The organism is Streptomyces sp. NPDC051214 (assembly GCF_040682375.1).
Classification (GTDB): domain Bacteria; phylum Actinomycetota; class Actinomycetes; order Streptomycetales; family Streptomycetaceae; genus Streptomyces.
The window spans coordinates 48,501-71,159 of record NZ_JBFBAT010000001.1; the positions used below are offsets into that span (position 1 = coordinate 48,501).

Below are 22,659 nucleotides of genomic sequence, written 5' to 3' on the forward strand. Positions count from 1 at the left end.
GTCCGTCCTTAGCCGAGCGCTTGGCTCAGTTCGTGCCGCAAGGTTGCCTGGAAGGTCTGTACGTGCTGCGGGCTCATCAGGGTGTAGTGCTCGCCGTCGACCTCGATGTACCGGTTGGGGTCGCGGGTGAAGTCGTCCCAGTGGCGCAGCTGGTCGTCCAGCCACTCCTGCTTGGTGCCCTTGAGCGGGGTGCAGTAGAAGACGCGTACGTCGCCGACCGTTCCCGAGGGTTCGTAGGTGCGGCCCAGGTGCACCATGTTCTGCGCCAGGTGCACCCAGGTGGTGAACTGCTCGACGGTCAGGTCGAGTTCGATCAGTCGCCGCTTGGGCGCGTGGTCGACGAGGTGGGCGAGCTGGTCGGCCTCGGGCAGCGGGCGCAGGGTGGCGGTCAGGCCCTCGATGTCGGCGGGGGTGATCAGCTCGAGGAACAGTGCCAGGTTGATCGCGCCGTCGGTGAAGGTGATCTCGTTCATGCGCCCGGAGATGCTCGGCGGCAGGTTGAAGACGCCCACGAACTTGACCTCGTCGCCGTCGGCCTCGAGGCGCTTGGCGATCTCGAAGGCGACGGCCGCGCCGTAGGAGTACCCGGCCACGGCATAGGGCCCGGTCGGCTGGGTCCGCCGGATCGCCTCCACATAGGTGGTGACCATCTCGTCGAACGACGCGAAGTGGCTCTCGCCCTGCCCGAATCCGCGGGCCCGCAGCGCGTAGAAGGGCCGCTCGCCGGTGAAGTACTTGGCGAGGTTGACGAACACCAGCACCTCCCCGAGACCCGGATGGACGCAGAACAGCGGCGTGCCGTCCCCGGTGACCTGCAGCGGCACCAACGGGTCGTAGGCGGAGTCTCCGCCGGCGCCGCGTGCGGCGGTCAGGCGGCCGGCCAGCGCCCGCACGCTGGGGGCCTGAAGGAGCGTGGACATCGGTACGTCGTCGATGCCGAACTCGGTCTGTATCTCCAGCTTGAGCCGCAGTACGTCGAGCGAGGTGCCGCCCAGGTCGAAGAAGCTGGCCGTCGCCGGGACCTTCTGGGTGTTCAGGACTCGGGCGTAGACGTCGGCGAGGGTGATCTCGACGTCGCCCCGCGGCGCCACGTATCCGCCGAGGAAGCGGGTGCTGACCTCGTCGGAGCGGCGCCTGGCGGCGTCCAGGTCGCCGGCCTCCACGGCGGCTCGCAGCCGCGACCGCTGGATCTTGCCGAGGTTGCCGCGGGGGATCTCGGCCTCGGCGACGGGCAGGATCAGCTGGGGCCTGAAGCCCCAGTGCATCACCGTGGAGCTGCGGATCGCGACCAGGGCCCGGTAGACGGCCGTGTCGTCGGTGGGGTCGCCCGCGGGGACGAAGGCGACGGCGAGCTGTTCCGAATCGGCGCCTTCGGGCCGGATCGGGAAGGCGGCGACCTGGCCGCGCCGCACGCCGTCCAGTTCGTCGAGGACCGCTTCCAGGTCGTGGCTGTAGTAGTTGACGCCGTTCACGATGACGGAGTCCTTGGTCCGGCCGACGAGCGTCAGCCGTCCCTCGGGGTCGAGGCGGCCCAGGTCCCCGGTGCGGAACCAGCCGTCGGGGGTGAAGGCCTGGGCGGTCGCCTGCGCGTTGCCGTGATAGCCGTCGGTGACCATCGTGCCGCGCAGCTGCACCTCGCCGGAGCCGTCCGTGATGGGCCCGTCGGTGGAGGCAAGGACCGTGCCGTCGCCGTCCACGACGCGTATGTGCAGGCCTCGTACGGGACGGCCCAACGGAGGGAATTCCGTGTCCAGGTCCCGGGCGGCGAACTCACGGTTGAAGACGCTGCCCGCGCACGTCTCGGTCATGCCGAACGCGGGCACGATCACGTCCTCGCGCAGTCCGTGCGGCGCGAGCCCGTCGAGGAACGCCCGGACGGTGCCGGTCACGGTGGCCTCGCCGCCGGAGATGATGTGCCGCACCCGTGACAGGTCCAACTCTCCCGGCGGCAAAGGGCGTTGCGTGAGGGCCTGGTTGATCTGCCCGAACAGGAAGTTGGGCGTGAACGTCACGCTCACCCGGTGGGCGGCGAGCAGCCTGAGGAATGCGACGGGGTCCGCGAGCACCGTGGCCGGAGTCGCCATGACCTGGTCGGCTCCGTTGAACATCGGCAGCAGGTTCGCCTCGATCGCGGCGATGTGGTCGGCCGATATCCAGTTCAGCGACGTGTCGTCGGGCCCCAGGTCGAGCGCCCCCGCCTTCCCGGCCTGCGCGGCGAGGAGGTTGGCGTGGGTGAGCCTGACCGCCTTGCTCGATCCGGTGGACCCGGAGGTGAGCATCAGCACGGCGAGATCGCCCGGGGCGGGCGCGTGGAGTTGGTCGTCGTCGGCGGCGGCATGGCTCAGCTCCTCCACCGTCACCGCCCGCAGCCCGACGTCGGGCAGGTCGCCCTGGGACTCCTTGGAGAGGACCACCAGGGGGTCGGCCAACAGCGTGCGCAGATGCTCCAGTTGCGTGCGCCACCGGGCGGGGTCGGCGGGCGGCGCGACCGGGCAGGGCACGACGCCGGCCAGGACGCACCCCCAGAAAGCGCGGAAGAAATTCTCGGGGTCGTGGGCGGAAATCAGGACCCGCTCGCCCGGGGCGGTGCCGTGGTCGCGCAGTCCTTGGGCGATCCGGCGAGCACATTCTCGTAATTCGGCGTACGAGAGGAATGACCCGCCGATGAAGGTGATGCCTCGCGATGTGTCCCGAGCCGCGCACTCGAGCAGTTGCGGGAGCGTCGAAGCATGACGTTGATCCGGCATAGGGATGACGACCTCCGATCAGGGAAAAGCACCATGGCTGGGGATGCGACGCGAATCGTGCCAGGTCTTCTTGGAAAACGCCTGCGGTTGGGCGGATTCCGTCAGGTGCCGACCTCGTTGAAGCGCACGATTTCGTCGATCGTCTTCTGCAGCTTCAGTTCGTCCGGGTCGGAGACGATTGCCTGCCCGTATCGGCCGTACGGGCCGATCGGCCCGTCGGGCGACAAGGGGTAGGCGATTTCGTCGACGGTGAAGTTGCGCTCGAAATCCTGCTGGGTCAATGTGTCGTCGCCGGAGCGGCGCAGGAGAATGTATCCATAAAAGCGGTCGGGCACCCGGCCGTCCGGGACCTGCGCCGGCTCCTCGCCGAGCGCGAGGCTGATTTCCACGTCGAAGAGGTCGACGCCGAAGGTCAGTTGATTGACCTGCGGGGACAGCGCACCCGGAAGCCGGATGGCGCACTCGCCGAACGTCAGCCCGGCTTCGCGCGCGAATGCCTCCATGTGGAACACGCAGTCCGGTGCGCCGAGGCCGCCAAGGGCGTCCCCGGCGAGCTGCTCGGCCTGCCGGAACAGGTCCGGATGCAGTCTGCGGTCCAGGATGTGCGCGGACAGGATGCCGCCCTGTACGGCGCTGAGCGGCGAGATGTGGTTGCTGCTCATGGACGACCACTGCAGGCGGCCGTTGCGCCAGATGCCGTCCATGTAGACCTCGGGGGCGTCGACGAAGGACTCGGCGACGATCTCGACGTCCGACTGGCCCGGGAACTGCTCCAGGGCCCGCGCGTGCTCTTCGGGAGAGCGCACGATGCTCGTACGCAGTGATCCGGCGCCGATCGCCGGCTTGATGACGAAGACGTCGCCCAGTTCCCTGGAGAGCTCCAGGAACGACGTGTCCTTCGATACGTAACGGCAGCGTGCCCGCTTCACGTGCGAAGGCAGTTTGCTCTTCTGGAGAAATTTGTCCCGGAAATTCAGGGCGGCCCTTGAGTCGACATTCCCGGGGAGATCGAGTTGCTGCCGCAGATAGGTGGCGCTGAATACGCCCATTTCATGGACGGTGAGCACTCCTGCCACCTCACCGACCTGCGCGGAGAGCACCGCCCGCCATACTTCCTGAATGTTCTCCATGTCGGCGACGCGCTTGAAGCGTCGCCCCTTCGGAACGCCGAAAGGCGCCTGCACGATATAGCAGGGATCCAGTCCCCTGCGCCGGAGAACTTGGTCCAGGTCATCTCTGTAACCGATGACAATCATCGTCGGCATGTGCTCTCCCCGAATTAAAGCTAGCCAACCAACTCGTCGCATCCTGTCACACGGGTCACAGCCGTGTGGATATGCGCAATCATGATCGTTTGCTGGGTGAGATGTGATTTAACTCACAAGTAAAGCTTTAGTCGAATAGGCATGGAATGAATCATTCCGCCGCAGCTCCACACATCGCCATTCCACTGGAACAGGCAAATAACCCGGAGCGGGAGGCAATCGCCGCTGCCCGCTCCGGGCGTTGTCAGAACGCGTGTCCGGCGGTCAGCCGAGGGGCCCTGGAGCAGGGAGCGAGGACGCGGCGCGACGCTCGCCCGGGGTCGCCCGGCAAGTCACGTCGGCAGCCGGGAGCTTACCGGTGGCCAGGTAGGTGTCGGCAGTGGCATCCGCGCACGCGTTCGTCGAGTAGACGCCATGCCCCTCGCCCTCGTCGACCGTCACCATGCGCGAGCCCTTCAGCTGGCGGTGCATGGCGCGCGCGGTGACGAGCGGGGTCTGCGAGTCCCACTCGTTCTGCACGATCAGCGCCGGGACCTTGTTGTTCACCTCGGTGGCGGGCTCAACGGGCCTGTCCCAGAAGGCGCACGGCATGATGCCCGCGGCGAAGTCCCCGTACAGCGGATGGCGCGCCGCGTCCCGGATCGAGTCCCTGCGGTACGTCTCGGGGTCGCCGGGCCAGGGGGCATCACCGCACACCACGGCCATGGTGGCCGAGATGTCGGGCTCTTCCGGCGGCTCGGCGAGGTCCCCGCCCCGCATGCCGCCACCGGCTGCCTCCTTCAGCCGCACGACCCGCTCGGCCGCGTGGCGGACGGTGAAGAACTCCGCCCGCACCAGGTCCCGGACGCCGGCGCCGTCGAGCGGGATCCCGTCGACGACGATCGGCTCCCGGTCGGCCCTGTCGACCACGTCCCAGAAGGTCTTGCTCACCGCGGCCGGTGTGTCACCCAAGCCGTAGGCCGCGTCGTGTGCGGCGGTCCACTTCGTCCACCGCGCGAACGCCCGCTCCGCCTCCGTGCTCCAGACCCGGAACATCTCGCGCCACATCCGCTCGGGGTCGACGGCGCTGTCGAGGACGAAGCGGTCGGCACGCCGGGGGAAGAGCTGCATGTAGACGGCGCCGAGTGCCGTGCCGTAGGAGACCCCGTAGTACGAGATCCTGCGCTCGCCCAGGGCCGCCCGCAGGACGTCCATGTCGCGCGCGGTGTTGCGGGTGGTGATGTGCCGAAGGGTGTTTCCCGCCTTCGAACGGCACTTGTCGGCCACGGTCTTGGCCCACACGACGTTCTTGTCGAACGTTCGCAGCGGACGCAGCAGCGTGTTCTCCTCGGCGCTGATGCCGCACCGGACGGGCGTGCTCCTGCCGATTCCCCGGGGGTCGAACCCGATGAGGTCGTACCGGTCCTTCACCCGCTGGGGCAGATGCCGGTCCAGTTCGAGCGGCATCTCGAGGCCGGGGCCACCCGGGCCGCCCGGGTTGGAGAGCAGGACGCCGTGGCGCTTGCCCGGGGCGCTGGTCCTGAGCCGGGATATGGCGATGTCGATCTGCTTGCCGCCGGGGGCGCGGTAGTCCAGCGGAACCTTCAGGGTGGCGCACCGGAGGGCGGCGGGGGTGTCGACGCCACACTCCTTCCAGACCAGCTTCTGCTGGGTGTACGGACGCAGGGCCTCGGCCGTCGCGGCGGGCGCCGAGCGGGCCGAGGGGCTCGCGCCGGCCGGGGTCGCGGCCAGGCCGGGCGCCAGAGCCGCCATCACGCTCACCGCCAACAGCGGTACGAGCGGTCGTCTTTGCATGCGGACGATCCTTCCGATGGACATCGCGGGACATGACCGATCTTGTCCTGGTGCGCCGGTCCGCGACTCATCCGCAAGGCCCGAACATCTCCAACTCACGTGCCATGTAAGGGGCTTGGGTCTACTCCGTTGGTAGGAGCGCTGAACGGGCTTCGCGAGCAGTTCATATGGCTCCGTGCACGGCGATTACCGCGTTCGGGTGTCGTGCCGGGCCCGGTGCAACCGGAGGGGCACCCCACCGCTTCCTGACCGGCACAGGCATTGCCCGCACGTCGTGAGGAAGCCGCCATGACTTCACCCGCCACCATCCTGCCGACCGTCGACTGGGACGCGGAGGCCGACCTCCTGCTGCCCCCGCCCGACCCGGCACAGCGCCTGGACATGGCAGCCCCGACCGTCCTCACGCCCCGCGACCGACACCGCCTGAACCTGCACGCGACGCTCACCACGGCCGGCATCCCTCCCCACCCCGACGACGCCAAGGCCATCGACGCGCTGAGCACGCTCGACGACACCGTCGCCCTCGCCATCCGCCGCTGGCTCAGCACCCACGCCCAGCCGGCGACGCCCTTCACGTGACGGAGCGCGGCAGTTCACCGCGCCCCGCCCCGGCGCCGCCGGCAGCACAGCCGGTCAGCCCCGGTGGAAGAGGTCCTGCGGGTCGACGCGCTCCCAGCGTGAGCGCGGGGTGGGCGCACGCGGTACCTCACGGTTCTGGGCCTGCCACTCACGTACCAGCGCGTCATAGATCGGGGACCGCGAAGCAGGCTCCCCGCCGCCGCCGGTCCTGGTCTCGGCACGGGGCGGCCGCGGCGAAGGGACCCCGTTCCCCGCATCGCTCATGCGCAGTCCAACGATCCTTTCCGCTCCCGGCACTTCAGGAATGCGCCTGCGTCCGGCATGAAGCCCGCGGCATGCGTATGCCACGGGCTTCATGGAGCGTCGGAGGCAGATTCCTGACTCCATGGATCGTCTGGGCGCGGTCTTCGAATTGGTGCTCGCACCCATTCAACGCCGACCTTCGGCGTCAGTGTCGCTCTTGAAAGTGCGACACACGTTTGAGTGACAGATCGGTGCGAGTCGGCCGCGCGCCGGCTCCTCGGTCCATACTCTCCGCCCGGCCTGGTGCTCAGCCGACGTAGGCCGCGAGGTGTTCGCCGGTGAGCGTGGAGCGCTCCGCGACGAGATCCGCGGGCGTGCCCTCGAAGACGATCCTGCCGCCGTCATGTCCCGCGCCGGGGCCGAGGTCGATGATCCAGTCGGCGTGCGCCATGACCGCCTGGTGGTGCTCGACCACGATCACCGACTTCCCCGAGGCGACGAGACGGTCCAGCAGCCCGAGCAGCTGCTCCACGTCGGCGAGGTGCAGGCCGGTCGTCGGCTCGTCGAGCACGAAGATCTGCTGGCCGCCGCTCTTCTCCGCCATGTGGGTCGCCAGCTTGAGCCGCTGGCGCTCGCCGCCGGACAGCGTGGTGAGCGGCTGGCCGAGGCTGAGGTAGCCGAGCCCCACGTCGGAGAGCCGCTCCAGGATCTTGTGTGCGGCCGGGGTGCGCGCCTCGCCCGCCCCGAAGAACTCCTCCGCCTCGGCCACGGACATCGCGAGCACCTCGCTGATGTCGCGGCCACCGAAGGTGTATTCGAGGACCGCGGGCTGGAACCGCTTCCCCTCGCAGTCCTCGCAGGGGGTCTCGACACTGGCCATGATCCCCAGGTCGGTGTAGATGACGCCCGCGCCGTTGCAGGTGGGGCAGGCGCCCTCGGAGTTGGCGCTGAACAGCGCCGGCTTCACGCCGTTGGCCTTGGCGAACGCCTTGCGGATCGGCTCCAGGAGCCCGGTGTACGTCGCCGGGTTGCTGCGCCGCGAGCCCTTGATCGGCGCCTGGTCGACCGAGATCACCCCCGCGGACGCGGGAACGGAGCCATGGATCAGGGAGCTCTTTCCGGAGCCCGCCACGCCGGTGACCACGCACAGCACCCCGAGCGGGATGTCGACGTCGACGCCCTGCAGGTTGTGGCGGGTGGCGCCGCGGATCTCCAGCGTGCCGGTGGGCTCGCGCACCGACTCCTTGAGCGCGGCGCGGTCGTCGAGGTGGCGGCCGGTGACGGTGTCGCTGGCCCGCAGCCCGTCGACGGTGCCCTCGAAGCAGACGGCTCCGCCCGCCGTACCGGCGCCGGGCCCGAGGTCGACGACGTGGTCGGCGATCGCGATGGCCTCGGGCTTGTGCTCGACGACGAGCACCGTGTTGCCCTTGTCCCGCAGCCGAAGGAGCAGCTTGTTCATCCGCTCGATGTCGTGGGGGTGCAGGCCGATGGTGGGCTCGTCGAAGACGTACGTGACGTCGGTGAGCGAGGAGCCGAGGTGGCGGATCATCTTGACGCGCTGGGCCTCGCCACCCGACAGCGTGCCCGCGGGCCGGTCGAGCGAGAGGTAGCCGAGGCCGATCTCCACGAACGAGTCGAGGGTCTGCTGCAGCGCGGTGAGCAGCGGCGCCACGGACGGCTCCTTGAGACCGCGGACCCACTCGGCGAGGTCGCGGATCTCCATGGCGCAGGCGTCGGCGATGCTGATGCGCTTGATTTTCGAGGACCGGGCGCCCTCGCTGAGACGGGTGCCGTCGCACTCGGGACAGGTGGTGAAGGTGACCGCGCGCTCCACGAAGGCCCGGATGTGCGGCTGCATCCCCTCCTTGTCCTTGGAGAGGAACGACTTCTGGATCTTGGGGATCAGCCCCTCGTAGGTGAGGTTGACGCCGTTGACCTTGACCTTGACCGGTTCCCCGTAGAGGAAGTCCCGCAGTTCCTTCTTGGTGTACTTGCGGATCGGCTTGTCCGGGTCGACGAAGCCGGACTGGGCGTAGACCTGCACGGTCCACTGGCTGTCGGACTTCCAGCCGGGGATGGTGAACGCGCCCTCGGCGAGCGACTTGGTGTCGTCGTAGAGCTGGGTGAGGTCGATGTCGGAGACGCTGCCCCGGCCCTCGCAGCGCGTGCACATGCCGCCGGTGCGGTTGAAGGTCGCCTTCACGGTCTTGGTCTTGGCGTCACCGCGTTCGACGGTGATTCCGCCGCTCGCCCGGACCGACGCGGTGTTGAACGAGTACGCGCTGGGCGGGCCGATCTGCGGCTTGCCGAGCCGGCTGAAGAGGATCCGCAGCATCGCGTTGGCGTCGGTGGCGGTGCCGACCGTGGAGCGGGGGTCGGCGCCCATCCGCTGCTGGTCGACGATGATCGCGGTCGTGAGTCCGTCGAGTACGTCGACCTCGGGGCGCGCCGGCGTCGGCATGAAGCCCTGCACGAAGGCGCTGTACGTCTCGTTGATCATCCGCTGGGACTCCGCGGCGATCGTGCTGAACACCAGTGAGCTCTTGCCCGACCCGGAGACGCCGGTGAAGACCGTCAGGCGTCGCTTGGGGAGCTCGATGCTGACGTCCTTGAGGTTGTTCACACGCGCGCCGTGCACACGGATCAAGTCGTGGCTGTCGGCGGCGTGGAGCGCAGGCGACTGCGTGGTCTTTCTCTTGGCCGGGCTCATGGTCTCTCCATCTGTCGGGCGGAGCCGCTCGCGCGGGCTCCGTCGTTGTCGCCTGGCTCGATCCGATCTTCGTCGAGCACTACGTCAGGTTCTACTTCGTCGGCGTGATCGCGGCAACGGGTCGCTGCCCTTCCGCTTGCGGCGCCAGATCGGGGCCGCGCGATCACGGGGCCGTCGCCCTCAGCGCTGCTCCTGGATGCGGAGCATGTTGCCCGCGGGGTCACGCACCGCGCAGTCGCGTACGCCGTAGGGCTGGTCGGTCGGCTCCTGGACGATCTCGGCGTTCTCGGCGCGCAGCCGGGCGAAGGTGCCTTCCAGATCGGCGGTGGACAGGAGGATGCCGGCGTAGGTCCCCTTGGCCATCATCTCGTCGATGGTGCGGCGCTCGGCGTCGGTGATGCCGGGGTCTGCGGCCGGGGGCTGCAGGACGATGGAGGTGCCGGGCTGGTCCGCGGGACCGACGGTGATCCAGCGCATCCCGTCGTATCCGACGTCGTGGCGGACCTCGAAGCCCAGGCAGTCGCGGTAGAAGACCAGGGAGGCGTCCGGGTCGTTGTGCGGGAGGAAGCTCGCGTGAATGGTGACGTCCATGGAGTTCACGCTAGGCGCGGCCCGGGGGCCGGCGCTTCTCGAATCCTGACCGGTCCGGACCGGTCCGGTGTGGACATGCTTCGGGGGCGGCACCGGATGGTGCCGCCCCCGATCGCCGCGCCCGTCGTCAGGACTGGGGGCGGCTGCCGTGGTTCGCGCCGTTCTTGCGGCGGGCCTTCTTCTTGCGACGTCGCTTCGAGGACATGGGTACCTCCGTGGTTCCGGTGTTGCTTCCCGGGCGCGAGCCCAGGCGATCACGCACTCCCTACCCAGGACGACGCCGGGTAATGACGTGTCCTACGACACGATGTGCACCCCGTGAGTCAGCCCGCGCCCCACAGGCCCCGCACTCAGGCGGGGAGCGCCTCGACGGTGGGCACGACGGTGCCGAACAGGTCGGTGATGGTGGTCAGCGCGGCACTCTGCAGCGCGGCCGCGGGCAGGACGGTGCCGTCCGGGGCGGTCAGCGCGCGGGTGGCGGTGGCTTCGGCGACGACGGTGGGGCGGTAGCCGAGGTTGAAGGCGCCCTGGGCGGTGTAGTTGACGCACATGTGGGTCATGAAGCCGGCCAGGACCAGGTCCTTGCCGCTGCCCGGGGCGATGCCCAGGTCGGTCAGCGTCTTCTCGAGATCGGTGGCGTGGAAGGAGTTGGGGAACTGCTTGACCACGACGGCCTCGCCCTCCACCGGGGCGACCTCGTCGCAGATGGCCCCGATGTGCGCGCGGATGTCGTAGGGAGTGCCTTCGCCCCCGTCGTTGAGGATGTGGACGACCGGGGTGCCCGCGGCACGGGCACGCTCCAGGAGGCGGGCCCCTGCCGCCAGGGCCTCGTCGGCGCCGTGCAGGGCCATGACGCCGGTGCGGTAGGTGTTCTGGAAGTCGATCAGGATCAGTGCGGATTCGCTCAGCCGGGGCGGCTGGTCGTCGAGGCCGATGACGGCGCGCAGGGTGGTGGAGGGCTGGTTCGTGGTCGTGCTCATGAGGTGAGGAACCTTTCGTGAAACAGGCATGGCGAAGCCACGGGACTCGCCGGTGTGTTGGTGTGCCTGCGGGGTGGTGGGGTCAGGTGGGCTGGATGCGGAAGCGGCGGCGGTAGGCCGCCGGGGTGGTGGCGAGCTGCCGGTTGAACGCGCGGTGCAGCGTCTCCACCGAGCCGAGCCCGGCGGCGGTCGCGATGTGGTCGAGCGGTCTGTCGGTGGTCTCCAGGAGGCGGCGCGCCACCTCGACGCGGGCGGCTTCCACGTAGTCCGCCGGGCTGGTGCCCGTCTCCTGCTTGAACACCCGGGCGAAGTGCCGTTCGCTCAGGCACATCCGGGCCGCCAGTGCCGCCGCCGACAGATCCGCGTCGAGGTGCTCGGCGATCCACAGCCGCAGTTCGTCGATGTCACGTCGGGCGGACGCGGGGCGGCTGAGGGGGACGGAGAACTGGCTCTGACCGCCCTGGCGCTTGAGGTACATGACCAGTTGCCGGGCCACCGACAGGGCCACGTCCTCGCCCTGGTCCTCGGCCACGAGCGCCAGGGCGAGATCCAGGCAGGCACTGATCCCGGCCCCGGTCCACAGCCGGCCCCGGTCGGTGCGCACGAAGATGGGGTCGGGGTCGACGACGACGGAAGGGTGCTCGGCGGCGAGCTGGGCGGCCGTCGACCAGTGGGTCGTCGCCGTCTTTCCGTCGAGGAGACCGGCCGCGGCGAGCACGTGCGCGCCCACGCACACCGAAGCCACCCGGCGGGCCTGCGGAGCGGTCGCCTTCACCCAGTCCACGACGTCCGCGTCGATGCGGGCGACCGGGCCGTTGTCGGTCATGTCGACCGCGCCGGGCACCAGGAGGGTGTCGACCTGCCCGCGGACCTCGTCGAAGCTCAGGTCGGCCAGCAGCCGTACCCCGGCCGACGTACGGACCTCACCGGCGACCGGTCCCGCGAGGCGGACCTGGTAGCCGGCGCGGCCCGCGGTCTCCCGGCCGGCCAGGGCGAAGACCTCGGCCGGTCCGGTGACGTCGAGGAGGTCGACATCGGGGAAGACCGCGATGACGACACGGTGCGGAGTGGGCATGCCCCCATCCTCAGGGCGCCGGCCGATGGCCGCAATGACGGTTCTCTGTCACATCCGGACATCGCATTCGTACATCGCATCCGGACATCACTTCCGGTCGTGCGCCGGAGGGAACATTCGTCCAATACGCCGCTTCCCGCTTCGGCAAGTCTGAGGGCGCACGACCGAGGGGCTTCAGCATCAGTCGAAGGGAAGCAACGATGACGTACGACGACACCACGACGAACGACACCACGGGCGTCCGGGACGAGGGTGCCCGGGAGCTGGTCGCCCGGCTCGTGTTCGGAAGTCTGGCCGCGCAGACCGTCCGCGCTGCCGTCCGGCTGCGGGTGATGGAGCTGATCGGCGACAAGGAGCGGACGGCGGCCGAGGTGGCCGCCGAGGCCGGGGCGCGCGCCCAGCCCATGACCAGGCTGCTGCGCGCCCTGGCGAGCCTCGGGCTGCTGCGCGAACACACCGCGGGCTCGTTCTCGGTGACCCCCGCGGGCGCCACGCTGGATCCCGGGCACCCCGACTCGATCACCTCGCTCGTACGGATGTTCACCGAGCCGACGATGCTGCGTGCCTGGGAGCACCTGGACGACAGCGTCCGGACCGGCGACGTCGCGTTCGACGCGATCTTCGGGAGGGACTTCTTCGCCCACCTCAAGGAGTCCCCCGAGCTGTCCGCGGAGTTCAACGCGGCCATGAGCCAGGCCGTCAGGGCCACCGCCGCCGTCCTGCCGCACGCCTACGACTTCGGCCGCTTCACCACCGTGACCGATGTCGGCGGCGGAGACGGCACCCTGCTGAGCGCGGTGCTCCGCGCACACCCCTCCCTGACCGGCGTCATCTACGACACACAGGAGGGCCTGGCCCAGGCTCCGGCGACGCTGGAGCTCCAAGGGCTCACGAAGCGTTGCTCCTTGGTGGCCGGGGACTTCTTCCGCTCGGTCCCCGAGGGCGCGGACGCCTTCCTGATCAAGAGCATCCTGCACGACTGGCCGGACGAGCAGGCGGTCGCGATCCTGCGCCACTGCCGCGAGGTGCTGCCGCCGTCGGGACGCGTGCTGATCGTGGAGCCGGTCCTGCCCGAGGTCGTCGACGCGGAAACCGCCGGGCTCACGTATCTCACCGACCTCAACATGATGGTCAACGTGGGCGGCAGGGAACGGACGCGCCCCGACTTCGAGGAGCTGTGCCGCAGGGCGGATCTGACCCTCACCTCGGTGACCCCGCTGACGCGGGCGGAACCGTTCTGTCTCCTCGAGGCGACCGCGACACGCGTCACGACCTGATCACGTACTCCACGATTCAACCGCAGGTGATCTACCGTGTTCCGCCTGTCACAACTTTGGGGGGACATATGCGCGTTCGCGCTACTGCGGCCGTGGCCGCCACGCTGCTGGCCGCTCTGGCCGCGTGCGGCGGCAGCGATGGCGGGGACGGCGACAAGGCCGACTCGAAGGGCCCGGCCGCCAAGAAGGTCGACTGCGCCGACGAGAACATCAGTCAGGCCGACTGGACGAAGCACTGCTCCGACGAGGGCGCGGACGCCGAGGCGGACGGAGCCGAGGAGAAGGCGACGGGCCTGAAGTTCGGCGAGTCCTACACGTGGCCCGACGGCCTGAAGGTGTCCGTCACCGAGGCGAAGGTGTTCACGGACCACGACGCCGAGTTGATGGAGTCCGCCGAGCCCGGCAACACCGACTTCCGCGTGCGGCTGAAGCTGACGAACTCCGGCAAGTCCGCCGTCGCCCTCGACGATCTCTCCCTCATCGTCGAGGGCGCCACGAAGGGCGGCGAGGCCTCGCAGACCGCGTTCGAGAAGGGCGGCGAACCGCTCGAAGGGCGCCTGGCCCCGGGCGTGTCCGCGACGAAGACCAACGACAACGTGCTGGAGACGAAGTACGGCAAGAAGATCATCGTCACCGTGCAGCGCAGCAGCGACGCCGCGAACCTGGACTTCCCGGAGTACACCGGAGCCATCACCGGCTGACCTGGAGCGGCGGGCCCGCGAAAGCCCGGCGCCCCGGATCAGCTTCGCCCTCAGATCGGGCTCGACCCCGTCAGAGGAAGCGGCGGATCGGGCGTACGGACAATTCGCGGGCCCGTTGCAGCACCGAGCGTCTCTTCCAGCGGCCCGGCCGGATCAGGTCGCTGACCGTCACGTCGTCGTCGAAGTGCTCGTCGAGCGTCGCGGTGAACTGCGGGTCGAGGACCGCGAGCATGACTTCCTCGTCATGATCGAGGGAGCGCCGGTTGAAGTTCGTCGAACCGATGAGTGAGGCGACGCCGTCAACCGTGATGATCTTGGCGTGCATCATCGTCGGCTGGTACTGGAAGATCTTCACCCCGCACGCGGTGAGGTCCTCGTAATAGTGCTGGCCGGCGAGGTGGCTGACCCTCTTGTCGGTGTGCGGCCCCGGCAGCAGGATCTCCACCTCGACGCCGCGCCGCGCGGCCGCACACAGCAGCTCGATGAAGTACGCGTCCGGGGAGAAGTACGCGGTGGACAGCCGGATGCGCTCCTCGGCCGACTCCACCATCACCCTGATCAGGGTCTGCATGTCCTGCCAGCCCAGGCTGGCCGAGCCGCGCACCACCTGCACGATGGCGTCGCCCTGCGGGCGCTGCTCGATGAACCGGTCGCGCTCGTCGAAGAGTTCTTCGTGGCTCTCCGCCCAGTTCTGCGCGAACGCCGCGGCGATGCCGTCCACCGCGGGCCCGCGGACCTCGACATGGGTGTCGCGCCACTCGTTCTCGTTGCGCGCGTTGCCGCACCACTCCTGCGCGATGCCCACCCCGCCCGTGAACGCGCTCTCCTCGTCAACGACGAGAACCTTGCGGTGACAACGGTGATTCTGCTTGAGCGGGGAGAGGTACAGCGGCTTGCGGAACCACGCCACCTGCACCCCCGCCCGGTCCATCGCCTCGAGCTGCTCGCTCTCGATCAGCCGGCTGCCGAACCCGTCCAGGAGCAACCGCACCCGCACCCCGGCACGAGCCCGCTCCGCGAGCGCCTCGGCGAACTCGTGAGCGATGTCACCCTTCCAGTACACGAAGGTCATCATGTCCACGGTGTGCTCGGCCCGGCGGATCCCGGCGAGCATGGCCGCGAAGATCTCGTCGCCGTTGCGCAGGGGCGTGAGCGAGTTGCCCTCGGTCGCCGCGATGCCTATGAGCCGCTCGAGGCGCCGTCGTATCCGCGTGACGCGGTCCTCCATGGACGGCGCGCCTGCCGTGTCCCGCGTGTCCGGGGTCAGCTCGGGCGGTTCCTGCGTACTGGTCATGGTGTCACCTGGCCGGTACGAGAGGGGAGTCATCAGGCCGCGCCCGGTCCGGCACGGGCTGAGCGGCGAGCCGACTGTACCGGTCGCCCCGCCGGGGCGGTCGGGCCCCCGCGCATACACCTCGCCCGGCGGGGCACACGGCACTCACGCCTCGACACAGGGAGCCTTTCGTGATCATTGTCGGCATAGTCGCTGTCTGTATCGTTCTGGCCGTTCTCGCGTTCTTCGTGCCGCGTCTTTCCCGGCACCCCGAGCGCGGTACCCAGCGCACTCTGGGAGCCGGTTCACGCGCCGGGAGCAAGGCCCCCGGCATCCTCGGCCGGATCTTCAGCAAGCCGTTCCGCAGCAGTTCCAAGGCCGTGGGCCGCAGTGGCTCGGCCGGCCGACGGACCCGCGGCCGCATGCCCTTCTGACCCGGCTCACAAGCTCGCGAGGAGATCGTCGAGCGGGGCCGGTGTCAGCTCCTCGTCGAGGGCCTCGACGAGGAGGCGGCCGTAGCGGATCTTGCGGCCCTTCTTCGTTCCGAGGAAGCGCCGCAACTGCTGTGCGCGGGGGCGGTCGTGCTGCGCCGGCTGGCGCGAGAAGGTCTGCCAGGCCCGCAGGTCGCCCTCGTCCCGGACGATCTCCTCGACCCTCGCCGTGCCCAGCGCGCGGATGAGTTCGTCCTCCAGGTCCGACACACAGACGAAGAAGCCCTGGCGCGGCGCGCGGGCCCGCTCGAGACCGCGGTCGTAGAAGCGCCGTTCGCCCACATCGCACAGTCCTGCCAGCCGCAGGTCGAGACCGGGCGGCCCGAGGAGTTCGGTGTAGCGGCCGATGCTCATCGCGCCGCCCATCGCGACGACGCACACCCCTTCGGCGGCCAGGTCCCGGCCGCGCCGCGCGGCCAGAGCGTCGACGGCCTCGCGGTCACTCGGCCCTTCGAGCAGCACCGCCGTCCGCACCCCGACCCGCACGGCCAACTCGCGCGCCGCCTCACCGGGCCCGCCGGCCGCCCAGTCGGTGACCGCGTCCCGGAACGCCCCCATGTCCGCCATGGGGCGAGTCTGCACCGTCGTCGACGCCACGGCACGCGATATTCGACGGCTGGATCAGCTTGCCTGTCCCGCCTTCATCAAGGTCTCGTAGCCCGCGTCGTCGCAATAGGACATGGCACGGCCCTCGGCGGCCATGTCGCCGGCGACCGCCCGCGTGGTGTCTTCGAGGATGTGGCCGCCCAAGCCGTCGCTGCCTGCCGCCTCCCCCGTCTCCTGCTGCCAACTCCCCAGCGCGGAACAGTGCACCGGACCGCCGGTGCCGACCGAACCCATCCTCCAGCAGCCGAGGGGCGAATCGTCAGTCCTGCCAGGACCAGTCCCGTACCTCCGGCAGATCCACGCCGTGCGCCCGTACGTAGGCGTGGTGACGCGACCGCGCGTCATTCATCCGCTGGCGCACCTCGACCGCACGGACGCCGAGGCCGGGCACCCGGTCGACGACGTCCATCACCAGGCGGAAGCGGTCCAGGTCGTTGGCGACGACCATGTCGAAGGGCGTGGTGGTCGTGCCGCGCTCCTTGTAGCCGCGGACGTGCAGGTGCGGGTGGACCGCACGCCGGTAGGCCAGGCGGTGCACCAGCCACGGGTAGCCGTGGAAGCCGAAGATGACCGGCTTGTCGCGGGTGAACAGCGCGTCGAACTCCGCGTCCGGCATGCCGTGCGGATGCTCGCCCTCCGGCATCAGCCGCGCGATGTCCACCACGTTGACCACGCGCACCGCGAGCTCCGGCAGGTGGCTGCGCAGCAGACTCGCGGCGGCGAGCACCTCCAGGGTGGGCACATCCCCGGCGCAGGCAAGGACGACATCGGGCTCCTGGTCGGGGGCCTCCGTGCCGGCCCAGGTCCACACCCCGGCACCCCGCGCGCAGTGGGCCCGTGCGTCGTCGAGGCTCAGCCAGTCGAAGCCGGGCTGCTTGCCGGCCACGACCACGTTCACGTAGTCACGTGAGGCGAGGCAGTGCTCTGCGGTGGACAGCAGCGTGTTGGTGTCCGGGGGCAGGTAGACCCGTACGGCCTCCGGGCTCTTGTTGAGGACGTGGCCGATGAAGCCCGGGTCCTGGTGCGAGAAGCCGTTGTGGTCCTGGCGCCACACGTGGGAGGTCAGCAGGTAGTTGAGCGAGGCGATCGGTGCGCGCCAGGGCAACTCGCGGGTGGTGCGCAGCCATTTGATGTGCTGGTTGACCATCGAGTCGACGATGTGCACGAACGCCTCGTAGCAGGAGAACAGTCCGTGACGCCCCGTCAGGAGGTAGCCCTCGAGCCAGCCTTGGCAGGTGTGCTCGGAGAGGATCTCCATCACCCGTCCGTGCCGGGTGAGGTGTTCGTCGACGTCGTGAATCTCTTCCTGCCAGGCCTTTCCGGAGGCCCCGTAGACGTCGTCGAGCCGGTTGGACGCCGTCTCGTCCGGGCCGACGAGCCGGAAGTCGCGCCGGTCGGCGGTGTCGGCCATCACTTGGCGCAGGTAGCCGCCGAGTACCCGCGTCGGCTCGTTCAGGGTGACGCCCGGCTTGTCCACGTCGACCGCGAACTCCTCGAGCGGCTTCAGCGGCAGCGAGCGCAGCAGCAGCCCGCCGTTGGCGTGCGGGTTGGCGCCCAGGCGCAGCTTGCCCGTCGGGGCGATGTCGAGGAGCCCGGCCGCCGGGCGCCCCTGGGCGTCGAACAGTTCCTCGGGGCGGTAGGAGCGCAGCCACTCCTCCAGTTGCCGGCGGTGCTCGGCGCTCTCCCTGACGTTGGAGAGCGGCACCTGGTGCGCGCGCCACGTGCCCTCCACCGGCTTGCCGTCCACCGTCTTGGGGCCGGTCCAGCCCTTCGGGGTACGGAGCACGATCATGGGCCAGCGGGGTGCGGGGGCATCCTTGGCGCGCTCGGTGTCGCCGGCGGCCCTGGCCTCGCGCTGGATCGCCGCGATGCGGTCCAGGCAGCGGTCGAGGGCGACGGCGAAGTCCCGGTGGACCGCCATGGGGTCGTCGCCGGTGACGTGCACGGGCTCGTACCCGTATCCGCGCATCAGGTCGTCGAGCTGTTCCTGGGGCAGCCGGGCCGGGATCGTCGGGTTGGCGATCTTGTAGCCGTTCAGGTGCAGGACGGGCAGCACCGCGCCGTCGTGCACCGGGTCCAGGAAGGTGTTGGAGTGCCAGGAGGCGGCCAGCGGTCCGGTCTCGGACTCTCCGTCGCCGATGACGCACACCGACAGCAGGTCCGGGTTGTCGAAGGCGGCTCCGTAGGCGTGCGAGAGGGAGTAGCCGAGCTCGCCGCCCTCGTGGATGGAGCCGGGCGTCTCGGGGGCGACATGGCTCGGCACTCCGCCGGGGAAGGAGAACTGACGGAAGAGGCGGGTCATCCCCTCTTCGTCGCGGGTGATGTCGGGGTAGGTCTCGGTGTACGTGCCGTCGAGCCAGGAGTTGGCCAGGACGGCGGGCCCGCCGTGTCCGGGGCCCCAGACGCAGACGGTGTCCAGGTTCCGCGCCTTGATGACCCGGTTGAGGTGCACGTGAACGAGGTTGAGCCCCGGTGAGGTGCCGAAGTGGCCGAGGAGGCGTGGCTTGATGTCCTCGACGGCGAGGGGGCGGCGCAGGAGGGCGTTGTCCATCAGATAGATCTGGCCCACCGAGAGGTAGTTCGCCGCCCTCCAGTACCGTGCCAGCGCCTGCAGTTCGGCGTCGGAGGGTGGTTCGGCGGGTGAGGCCGGGTGCACCGCGGGGTCGCCCATGGCTGTTCCTTCCGATAGATGACCGGCCACGCTCAACGTAACGGCGCGCAGGATCACACGCCTCCCGGAGTCGGCCGGACGCATGGCCGGCGCCCCCGGGTTCCCACGGGGAGAGATCTACACAGCTATCGTGCTCGGGCGAAGGGGCCGTACGGGAGAGCGAAGGGGCCGTACGGGGGGAGCGAGCCCGGCGGGGTACAGGCAAGGAGTGAACTGGTGGGGGCACCGGAAGCGCGGGACACCGCCAAGAGGCTGCGGGCGATCAGTGACGAGCTGTCGGACCGTTTCTACGAGCGCGCCGACGTGGTGCGGACGCTGGTGGTGACGCTGCTCGCCGGACAGCACTCGCTGATCCTCGGCCCGCCCGGCACCGCGAAGTCCGAGATGGCCCGCGAGCTCACGGGCAGGGTCGACGGAGCGTCGTACTGGGAGATCCTGCTGTCGAAGTTCACCGCGCCGACCAGGATGTTCGGTCCCGTCGATGTCGCCGCGCTGGCCAGGGGCGAGTACCGCCAGGTCTACGAGGGCCGTGCCACGACCGCGCATGTGGCGTTCATCGACGAGATCTTCAAGTGCTCCACGGCGGCCCTGAACGAGACGCTCGGCTTCCTCAACGAGCGGATCTACCACCCCGAGAGCGGCGGCGAGCCGATCCGCTGCCCGCTGATCGGGGCCATCACGGCGAGCAACGAACTGCCCGCCGGGGAGGACTCCGCCGCGATCTACGACCGGCTCCTGGTGCGGATCGAGGTCGGATACCTCGCGGATCCCTCGAACTTCGCCGCACTGGTGCGCTCCGCCGTCGGCCGCCCCGCGGCGCCGCATCGGACCACGGTCGGCCTGGGCGCGTTGCAGCACGCGGTGGCCGAAGCCGTCCCCGCCGTGGACGTCCCGGACGTGATCGTGGACGCGGTGTGCACGCTGCGGGCCGCCCTGCGCCGCAAGGAACTCGTCGCCTCCGACCGCCGCTGGCGGCAGGCGGTGGGGCTGCTCCAGGCGTCCGCGTATCTCGACGACCGCACGGCGGTGGCCGAGAGCGACCTGTCGGTCCTGACCCATGTGCTGTGGGACTCCCCCGCCGAGCGCCCGACCGTCGAGCGCGAGGTGCTGCAACTGGTCAACCCTGACGCTAAGGAGGCGCTCGACCTGGCCGACGCCATCGAGGAGATAGAGACCCAGCTGGACGCGATGGCCGGGCAGTCCCGCGAGGCGCTGAGCGACTGGGTCATCAAGAAGGCCCACAACAAGCTCGCGATGGCGGGGAAACGTCTGGAGACGCTGCGCGCGGAGGCGGCGGCAGCGGGCCGTTCCACCTCGGCCATCGACCGGATCACCGGCCGCCAGCGCGCCGTCCGCGCCCGCGTTCTCACCGAGGCACTCGGCGTGGACGCGAGCATGGTGCAGGCACAGCTCTGACACCGGGGGCGGACGCATGGACGAGACGCCGAGCGGGCTCGAAGAGCTGACGCACCAAGCCGGGAGGTGGCTCGGCGCGGCGTCCGGCCCCGAGCGGCACACCGCGGCCGTGGTCGCGGACCGGTTCGAACAGATCGCGTGGCGCGACACCCTTGAGCAGTCGGCCGGACTGCGCGAGCTCACCGACGAGCTGCTCCGGCGCCACGCCTACGCCACCGATCTTCTGACCGATGTGTTCCTGGCCGCGTACCAGGCAGGACCGCGTCTTCGCGAGCGCGCGTTGATGGCACCGTCGCGGCTGGTCAACCACCAGGTCATCGGCTCCCTGATGGAGTCGCCGGAGTTCACCGAACTGCACCGGGAGACGGCCGGGGACCCTTACGCCGCCGCCATGGCCGTACTCGCCCAGGCCCCCGCGCTGCGCCGACTCCTCGACCGCTCCCGCGAGGCGCAGGAGCGGGTCGAGCAGGCGCACCGGGCCGAGCAGAACGCCGGGCAGGCGGCGGCCGCCGTGGGCAAGGCCCTCCAGCAGGCCGCGGACGCATCCGACGAGGAAGGCACCGTGCCCGCCCCTGCCGCGAACGCCCTCCGGCTGGCGATCACAGCGGCCGAGTCCGCCGAAGCGGCGGCGCGAAAGGCGTCCCGGAGCGCGGAGCAGGCTCTCGGGGCGGCGGCTCCCGGTGTCCGTGCCGCCACGCGGGGCGCCGCGGCGCGGGCCGCCCGCACCGTGCGGGACGAGGCCGCCCTGATGCGGGCCTGGGGCGTCGGCCCCGGCCATCTTGAGCGGCTGCCGTTCGAGCAGCGGGCCCGGCTCGCCGAGCGGCTGCGCACCAGCCGCCTCGCACAGTGGGCCGAACTCATCGGCCGCTTCCGGCAGATGGCCGACGGCGAGCGCGCCCGCAAGGTGGAGAACGCCACCGGCGAACTGATCGGCGTCACCCTCGGCGACGACCTCTCCCGCGTGATCCCCTCCGAGCTCGCCAACCTGGGCCTGCCCGAGCTACGGGCGGTGTTCGCCGCGCGCTACGCCGCCGGGGAACTGATGCTCTACGACAGCCAGGGCGAGCAGAGCACCGGCAAGGGCGCCGTCATCGCGTGCGTGGACACCTCGCACTCCATGTATGTGGAGGGGCCGGGCGGGGTCACCCGGGAGGCGTGGGCCAAGGGGTGCGCCCTGGCCCTCCTCGATCAGGCCCGCCACGCCGGACGGGACTTCGTCGGCATCCTGTTCGCCGCCGCCGACAAGCTCCAGGTGTTCCGCTTCCCGGCCTCGGAGGGTGCCGACATCGCCCGCGTGCTCGACTTCGCGGAGACCTTCCTCGGCGGCGGGACCAGCTACCAGAGGCCGCTGTCGGCGGCCGTCGGACTGCTGGAGGAGGAGTTCGACGCCGCCGCCCGTTCGCGCGGCGACATCGTGATGCTCACCGACGACGAATGCGGCGTCACCGAGGAGTGGATGCGCGGCTGGAACAGCGCCAGACACCGGCTCGGTTTCCGCGTCTTCGGCGTGGCGGTCGGCGCCCCGCCCGCCGCCGAGGCCGGCTCGGTCCTCGATGCCCTGTGCGACAACCTCCGCTGCGTCGAGGACCTCACCGACGTCCACGCGGCCGCCGATCTGTTCCGCGTGATCTGACCGACCTCACCCGCGGGCGGTGTCACCGAGCGTCGACGCCCGCTCCTTCGCACGACGCCCCTTGGCCAGCGGGCGCACGAGGTGGCGTGTCACGTGCCAGGCGATCAAGAGGGAGAGGAGGAGCAGGGCGACGTCGGCCGCGGCGTGCGCAAGGCCGGTGAGAGCGGTCCGGCCGATCAGGACCGACCCGACGAGACTGGTGACCCAGCCCACCACGGTCACCGAGGAAGCCGCCACGGCGACCGGCACACCGCCGAGGCCCACCGCGCGGGCATCCGCGTCGGAGTCGAAGCTCTCGGCGTCGGCGCCACCGAACGCCACGAGCAGCCAGAAGCACAGGACGACAGGAAGTGCGGCACTGAAGAGGATGCCCGGAAAGCCGGCCACGGCCCGCAGAAACTCCCCCATCGCTTCGCCCCCTTCGCACCAGCGCACACGCAGCAGCGCTCGCGCACCGGCTCGGGTCCCGGTGCCGGATCTTGTCTCCACGATCCGGCACCGGGACCTCGCCCCCCGTTCCTGCCTTCGTCATCCTGGCCGTAGGGGCGGCTCCCACGCATTGCCGTAACCCGGCAGTCTTTACGCGATGTTGATGCCGGGCGCCGAA

Annotated in this window: 19 protein-coding genes; 6 read left to right on the forward strand and 13 right to left on the reverse strand. The window is 70.1% G+C overall.

Going from position 1 to position 22,659, the window contains the following annotated elements:
• Positions 1-8 precede the first annotated feature (8 nt).
• From AB0M70_RS00220 to AB0M70_RS00230, 3 genes are all read right to left on the reverse strand, one after another.
• On the reverse strand, positions 9-2,747 hold the full coding sequence (locus tag AB0M70_RS00220) for a non-ribosomal peptide synthetase (protein WP_365814678.1): 2,739 nt from the start codon (positions 2,745-2,747) through the stop codon (positions 9-11).
• Positions 2,748-2,848: 101 nt separating this feature from the next.
• Positions 2,849-4,012 (reverse strand): ATP-grasp domain-containing protein, encoded by a 1,164-nt coding sequence (locus AB0M70_RS00225; protein WP_365814680.1) that lies wholly within the window; start codon positions 4,010-4,012, stop codon positions 2,849-2,851.
• 264 nt (positions 4,013-4,276) lie between these two features.
• Positions 4,277-5,806, reverse strand: a complete 1,530-nt coding sequence (locus tag AB0M70_RS00230; protein ID WP_365814682.1) for an alpha/beta hydrolase — start codon at positions 5,804-5,806, stop codon at positions 4,277-4,279.
• Between the two features lie 288 nt (positions 5,807-6,094).
• On the opposite strand from AB0M70_RS00230, the gene AB0M70_RS00235 reads away from it, so the two are divergent.
• Complete coding sequence (locus AB0M70_RS00235; RefSeq protein WP_365814684.1) at positions 6,095-6,385, forward strand: hypothetical protein; 291 nt, start codon at positions 6,095-6,097, stop codon at positions 6,383-6,385.
• A gap of 54 nt (positions 6,386-6,439) precedes the next feature.
• On the opposite strand, the gene AB0M70_RS00240 is transcribed toward AB0M70_RS00235, so the two are convergent.
• The 5 genes from AB0M70_RS00240 to AB0M70_RS00260 form a co-directional block, all read right to left on the reverse strand.
• Positions 6,440-6,649 (reverse strand): hypothetical protein, encoded by a 210-nt coding sequence (locus tag AB0M70_RS00240; protein WP_365814686.1) that lies wholly within the window; start codon positions 6,647-6,649, stop codon positions 6,440-6,442.
• 286 nt (positions 6,650-6,935) lie between these two features.
• Positions 6,936-9,338, reverse strand: coding sequence for an excinuclease ABC subunit UvrA (locus tag AB0M70_RS00245; RefSeq protein WP_365814688.1), 2,403 nt, complete (start codon positions 9,336-9,338; stop codon positions 6,936-6,938).
• Between the two features lie 180 nt (positions 9,339-9,518).
• On the reverse strand, positions 9,519-9,929 hold the full coding sequence (locus tag AB0M70_RS00250) for a VOC family protein (protein WP_365814690.1): 411 nt from the start codon (positions 9,927-9,929) through the stop codon (positions 9,519-9,521).
• 350 nt (positions 9,930-10,279) lie between these two features.
• A complete protein-coding gene (locus AB0M70_RS00255; protein WP_365814692.1) occupies positions 10,280-10,909 on the reverse strand; it encodes a cysteine hydrolase family protein in 630 nt (209 codons plus the stop codon).
• 82 nt (positions 10,910-10,991) lie between these two features.
• Positions 10,992-11,984, reverse strand: a complete 993-nt coding sequence (locus AB0M70_RS00260; RefSeq protein WP_365814694.1) for a DJ-1/PfpI family protein — start codon at positions 11,982-11,984, stop codon at positions 10,992-10,994.
• Positions 11,985-12,184: 200 nt separating this feature from the next.
• Between AB0M70_RS00260 and AB0M70_RS00265 the strand changes: the two genes are divergently transcribed.
• Positions 12,185-13,261 (forward strand): methyltransferase, encoded by a 1,077-nt coding sequence (locus AB0M70_RS00265; RefSeq protein WP_365814696.1) that lies wholly within the window; start codon positions 12,185-12,187, stop codon positions 13,259-13,261.
• A gap of 92 nt (positions 13,262-13,353) precedes the next feature.
• Positions 13,354-13,962 (forward strand): hypothetical protein, encoded by a 609-nt coding sequence (locus AB0M70_RS00270; protein ID WP_365814698.1) that lies wholly within the window; start codon positions 13,354-13,356, stop codon positions 13,960-13,962.
• Between the two features lie 70 nt (positions 13,963-14,032).
• On the opposite strand, the gene AB0M70_RS00275 is transcribed toward AB0M70_RS00270, so the two are convergent.
• Complete coding sequence (locus AB0M70_RS00275) at positions 14,033-15,256, reverse strand: phospholipase D-like domain-containing protein (RefSeq protein ID WP_365814700.1); 1,224 nt, start codon at positions 15,254-15,256, stop codon at positions 14,033-14,035.
• Between the two features lie 170 nt (positions 15,257-15,426).
• On the opposite strand from AB0M70_RS00275, the gene AB0M70_RS00280 reads away from it, so the two are divergent.
• A complete protein-coding gene (locus tag AB0M70_RS00280) occupies positions 15,427-15,669 on the forward strand; it encodes a DUF6411 family protein (protein WP_363206976.1) in 243 nt (80 codons plus the stop codon).
• Between the two features lie 6 nt (positions 15,670-15,675).
• On the opposite strand, the gene AB0M70_RS00285 is transcribed toward AB0M70_RS00280, so the two are convergent.
• Genes AB0M70_RS00285 through AB0M70_RS00295 form a run of 3 tightly spaced genes read right to left on the reverse strand, consistent with a single transcriptional unit; the run spans position 15,676 to position 19,003 of the window.
• Positions 15,676-16,293: a TOPRIM nucleotidyl transferase/hydrolase domain-containing protein gene (locus AB0M70_RS00285; protein ID WP_365814702.1), complete on the reverse strand. Its 618-nt coding sequence runs from the start codon at positions 16,291-16,293 to the stop codon at positions 15,676-15,678.
• A gap of 54 nt (positions 16,294-16,347) precedes the next feature.
• Positions 16,348-16,566: a hypothetical protein gene (locus tag AB0M70_RS00290; RefSeq protein ID WP_365814704.1), complete on the reverse strand. Its 219-nt coding sequence runs from the start codon at positions 16,564-16,566 to the stop codon at positions 16,348-16,350.
• A 25-nt stretch (positions 16,567-16,591) separates the two neighbouring features.
• Positions 16,592-19,003: a phosphoketolase family protein gene (locus AB0M70_RS00295; RefSeq protein ID WP_365814706.1), complete on the reverse strand. Its 2,412-nt coding sequence runs from the start codon at positions 19,001-19,003 to the stop codon at positions 16,592-16,594.
• A 216-nt stretch (positions 19,004-19,219) separates the two neighbouring features.
• On the opposite strand from AB0M70_RS00295, the gene AB0M70_RS00300 reads away from it, so the two are divergent.
• Both AB0M70_RS00300 and AB0M70_RS00305 read left to right on the forward strand, forming a co-directional pair.
• Positions 19,220-20,419 (forward strand): AAA family ATPase, encoded by a 1,200-nt coding sequence (locus tag AB0M70_RS00300; protein ID WP_365814708.1) that lies wholly within the window; start codon positions 19,220-19,222, stop codon positions 20,417-20,419.
• Positions 20,420-20,435: 16 nt separating this feature from the next.
• Entirely contained in the window at positions 20,436-22,052 is a 1,617-nt protein-coding gene (locus AB0M70_RS00305; RefSeq protein WP_365814710.1) for a VWA domain-containing protein, read from the forward strand.
• Between the two features lie 6 nt (positions 22,053-22,058).
• On the opposite strand, the gene AB0M70_RS00310 is transcribed toward AB0M70_RS00305, so the two are convergent.
• Positions 22,059-22,460, reverse strand: coding sequence for a hypothetical protein (locus AB0M70_RS00310; protein WP_365814712.1), 402 nt, complete (start codon positions 22,458-22,460; stop codon positions 22,059-22,061).
• Positions 22,461-22,659 lie beyond the last annotated feature (199 nt).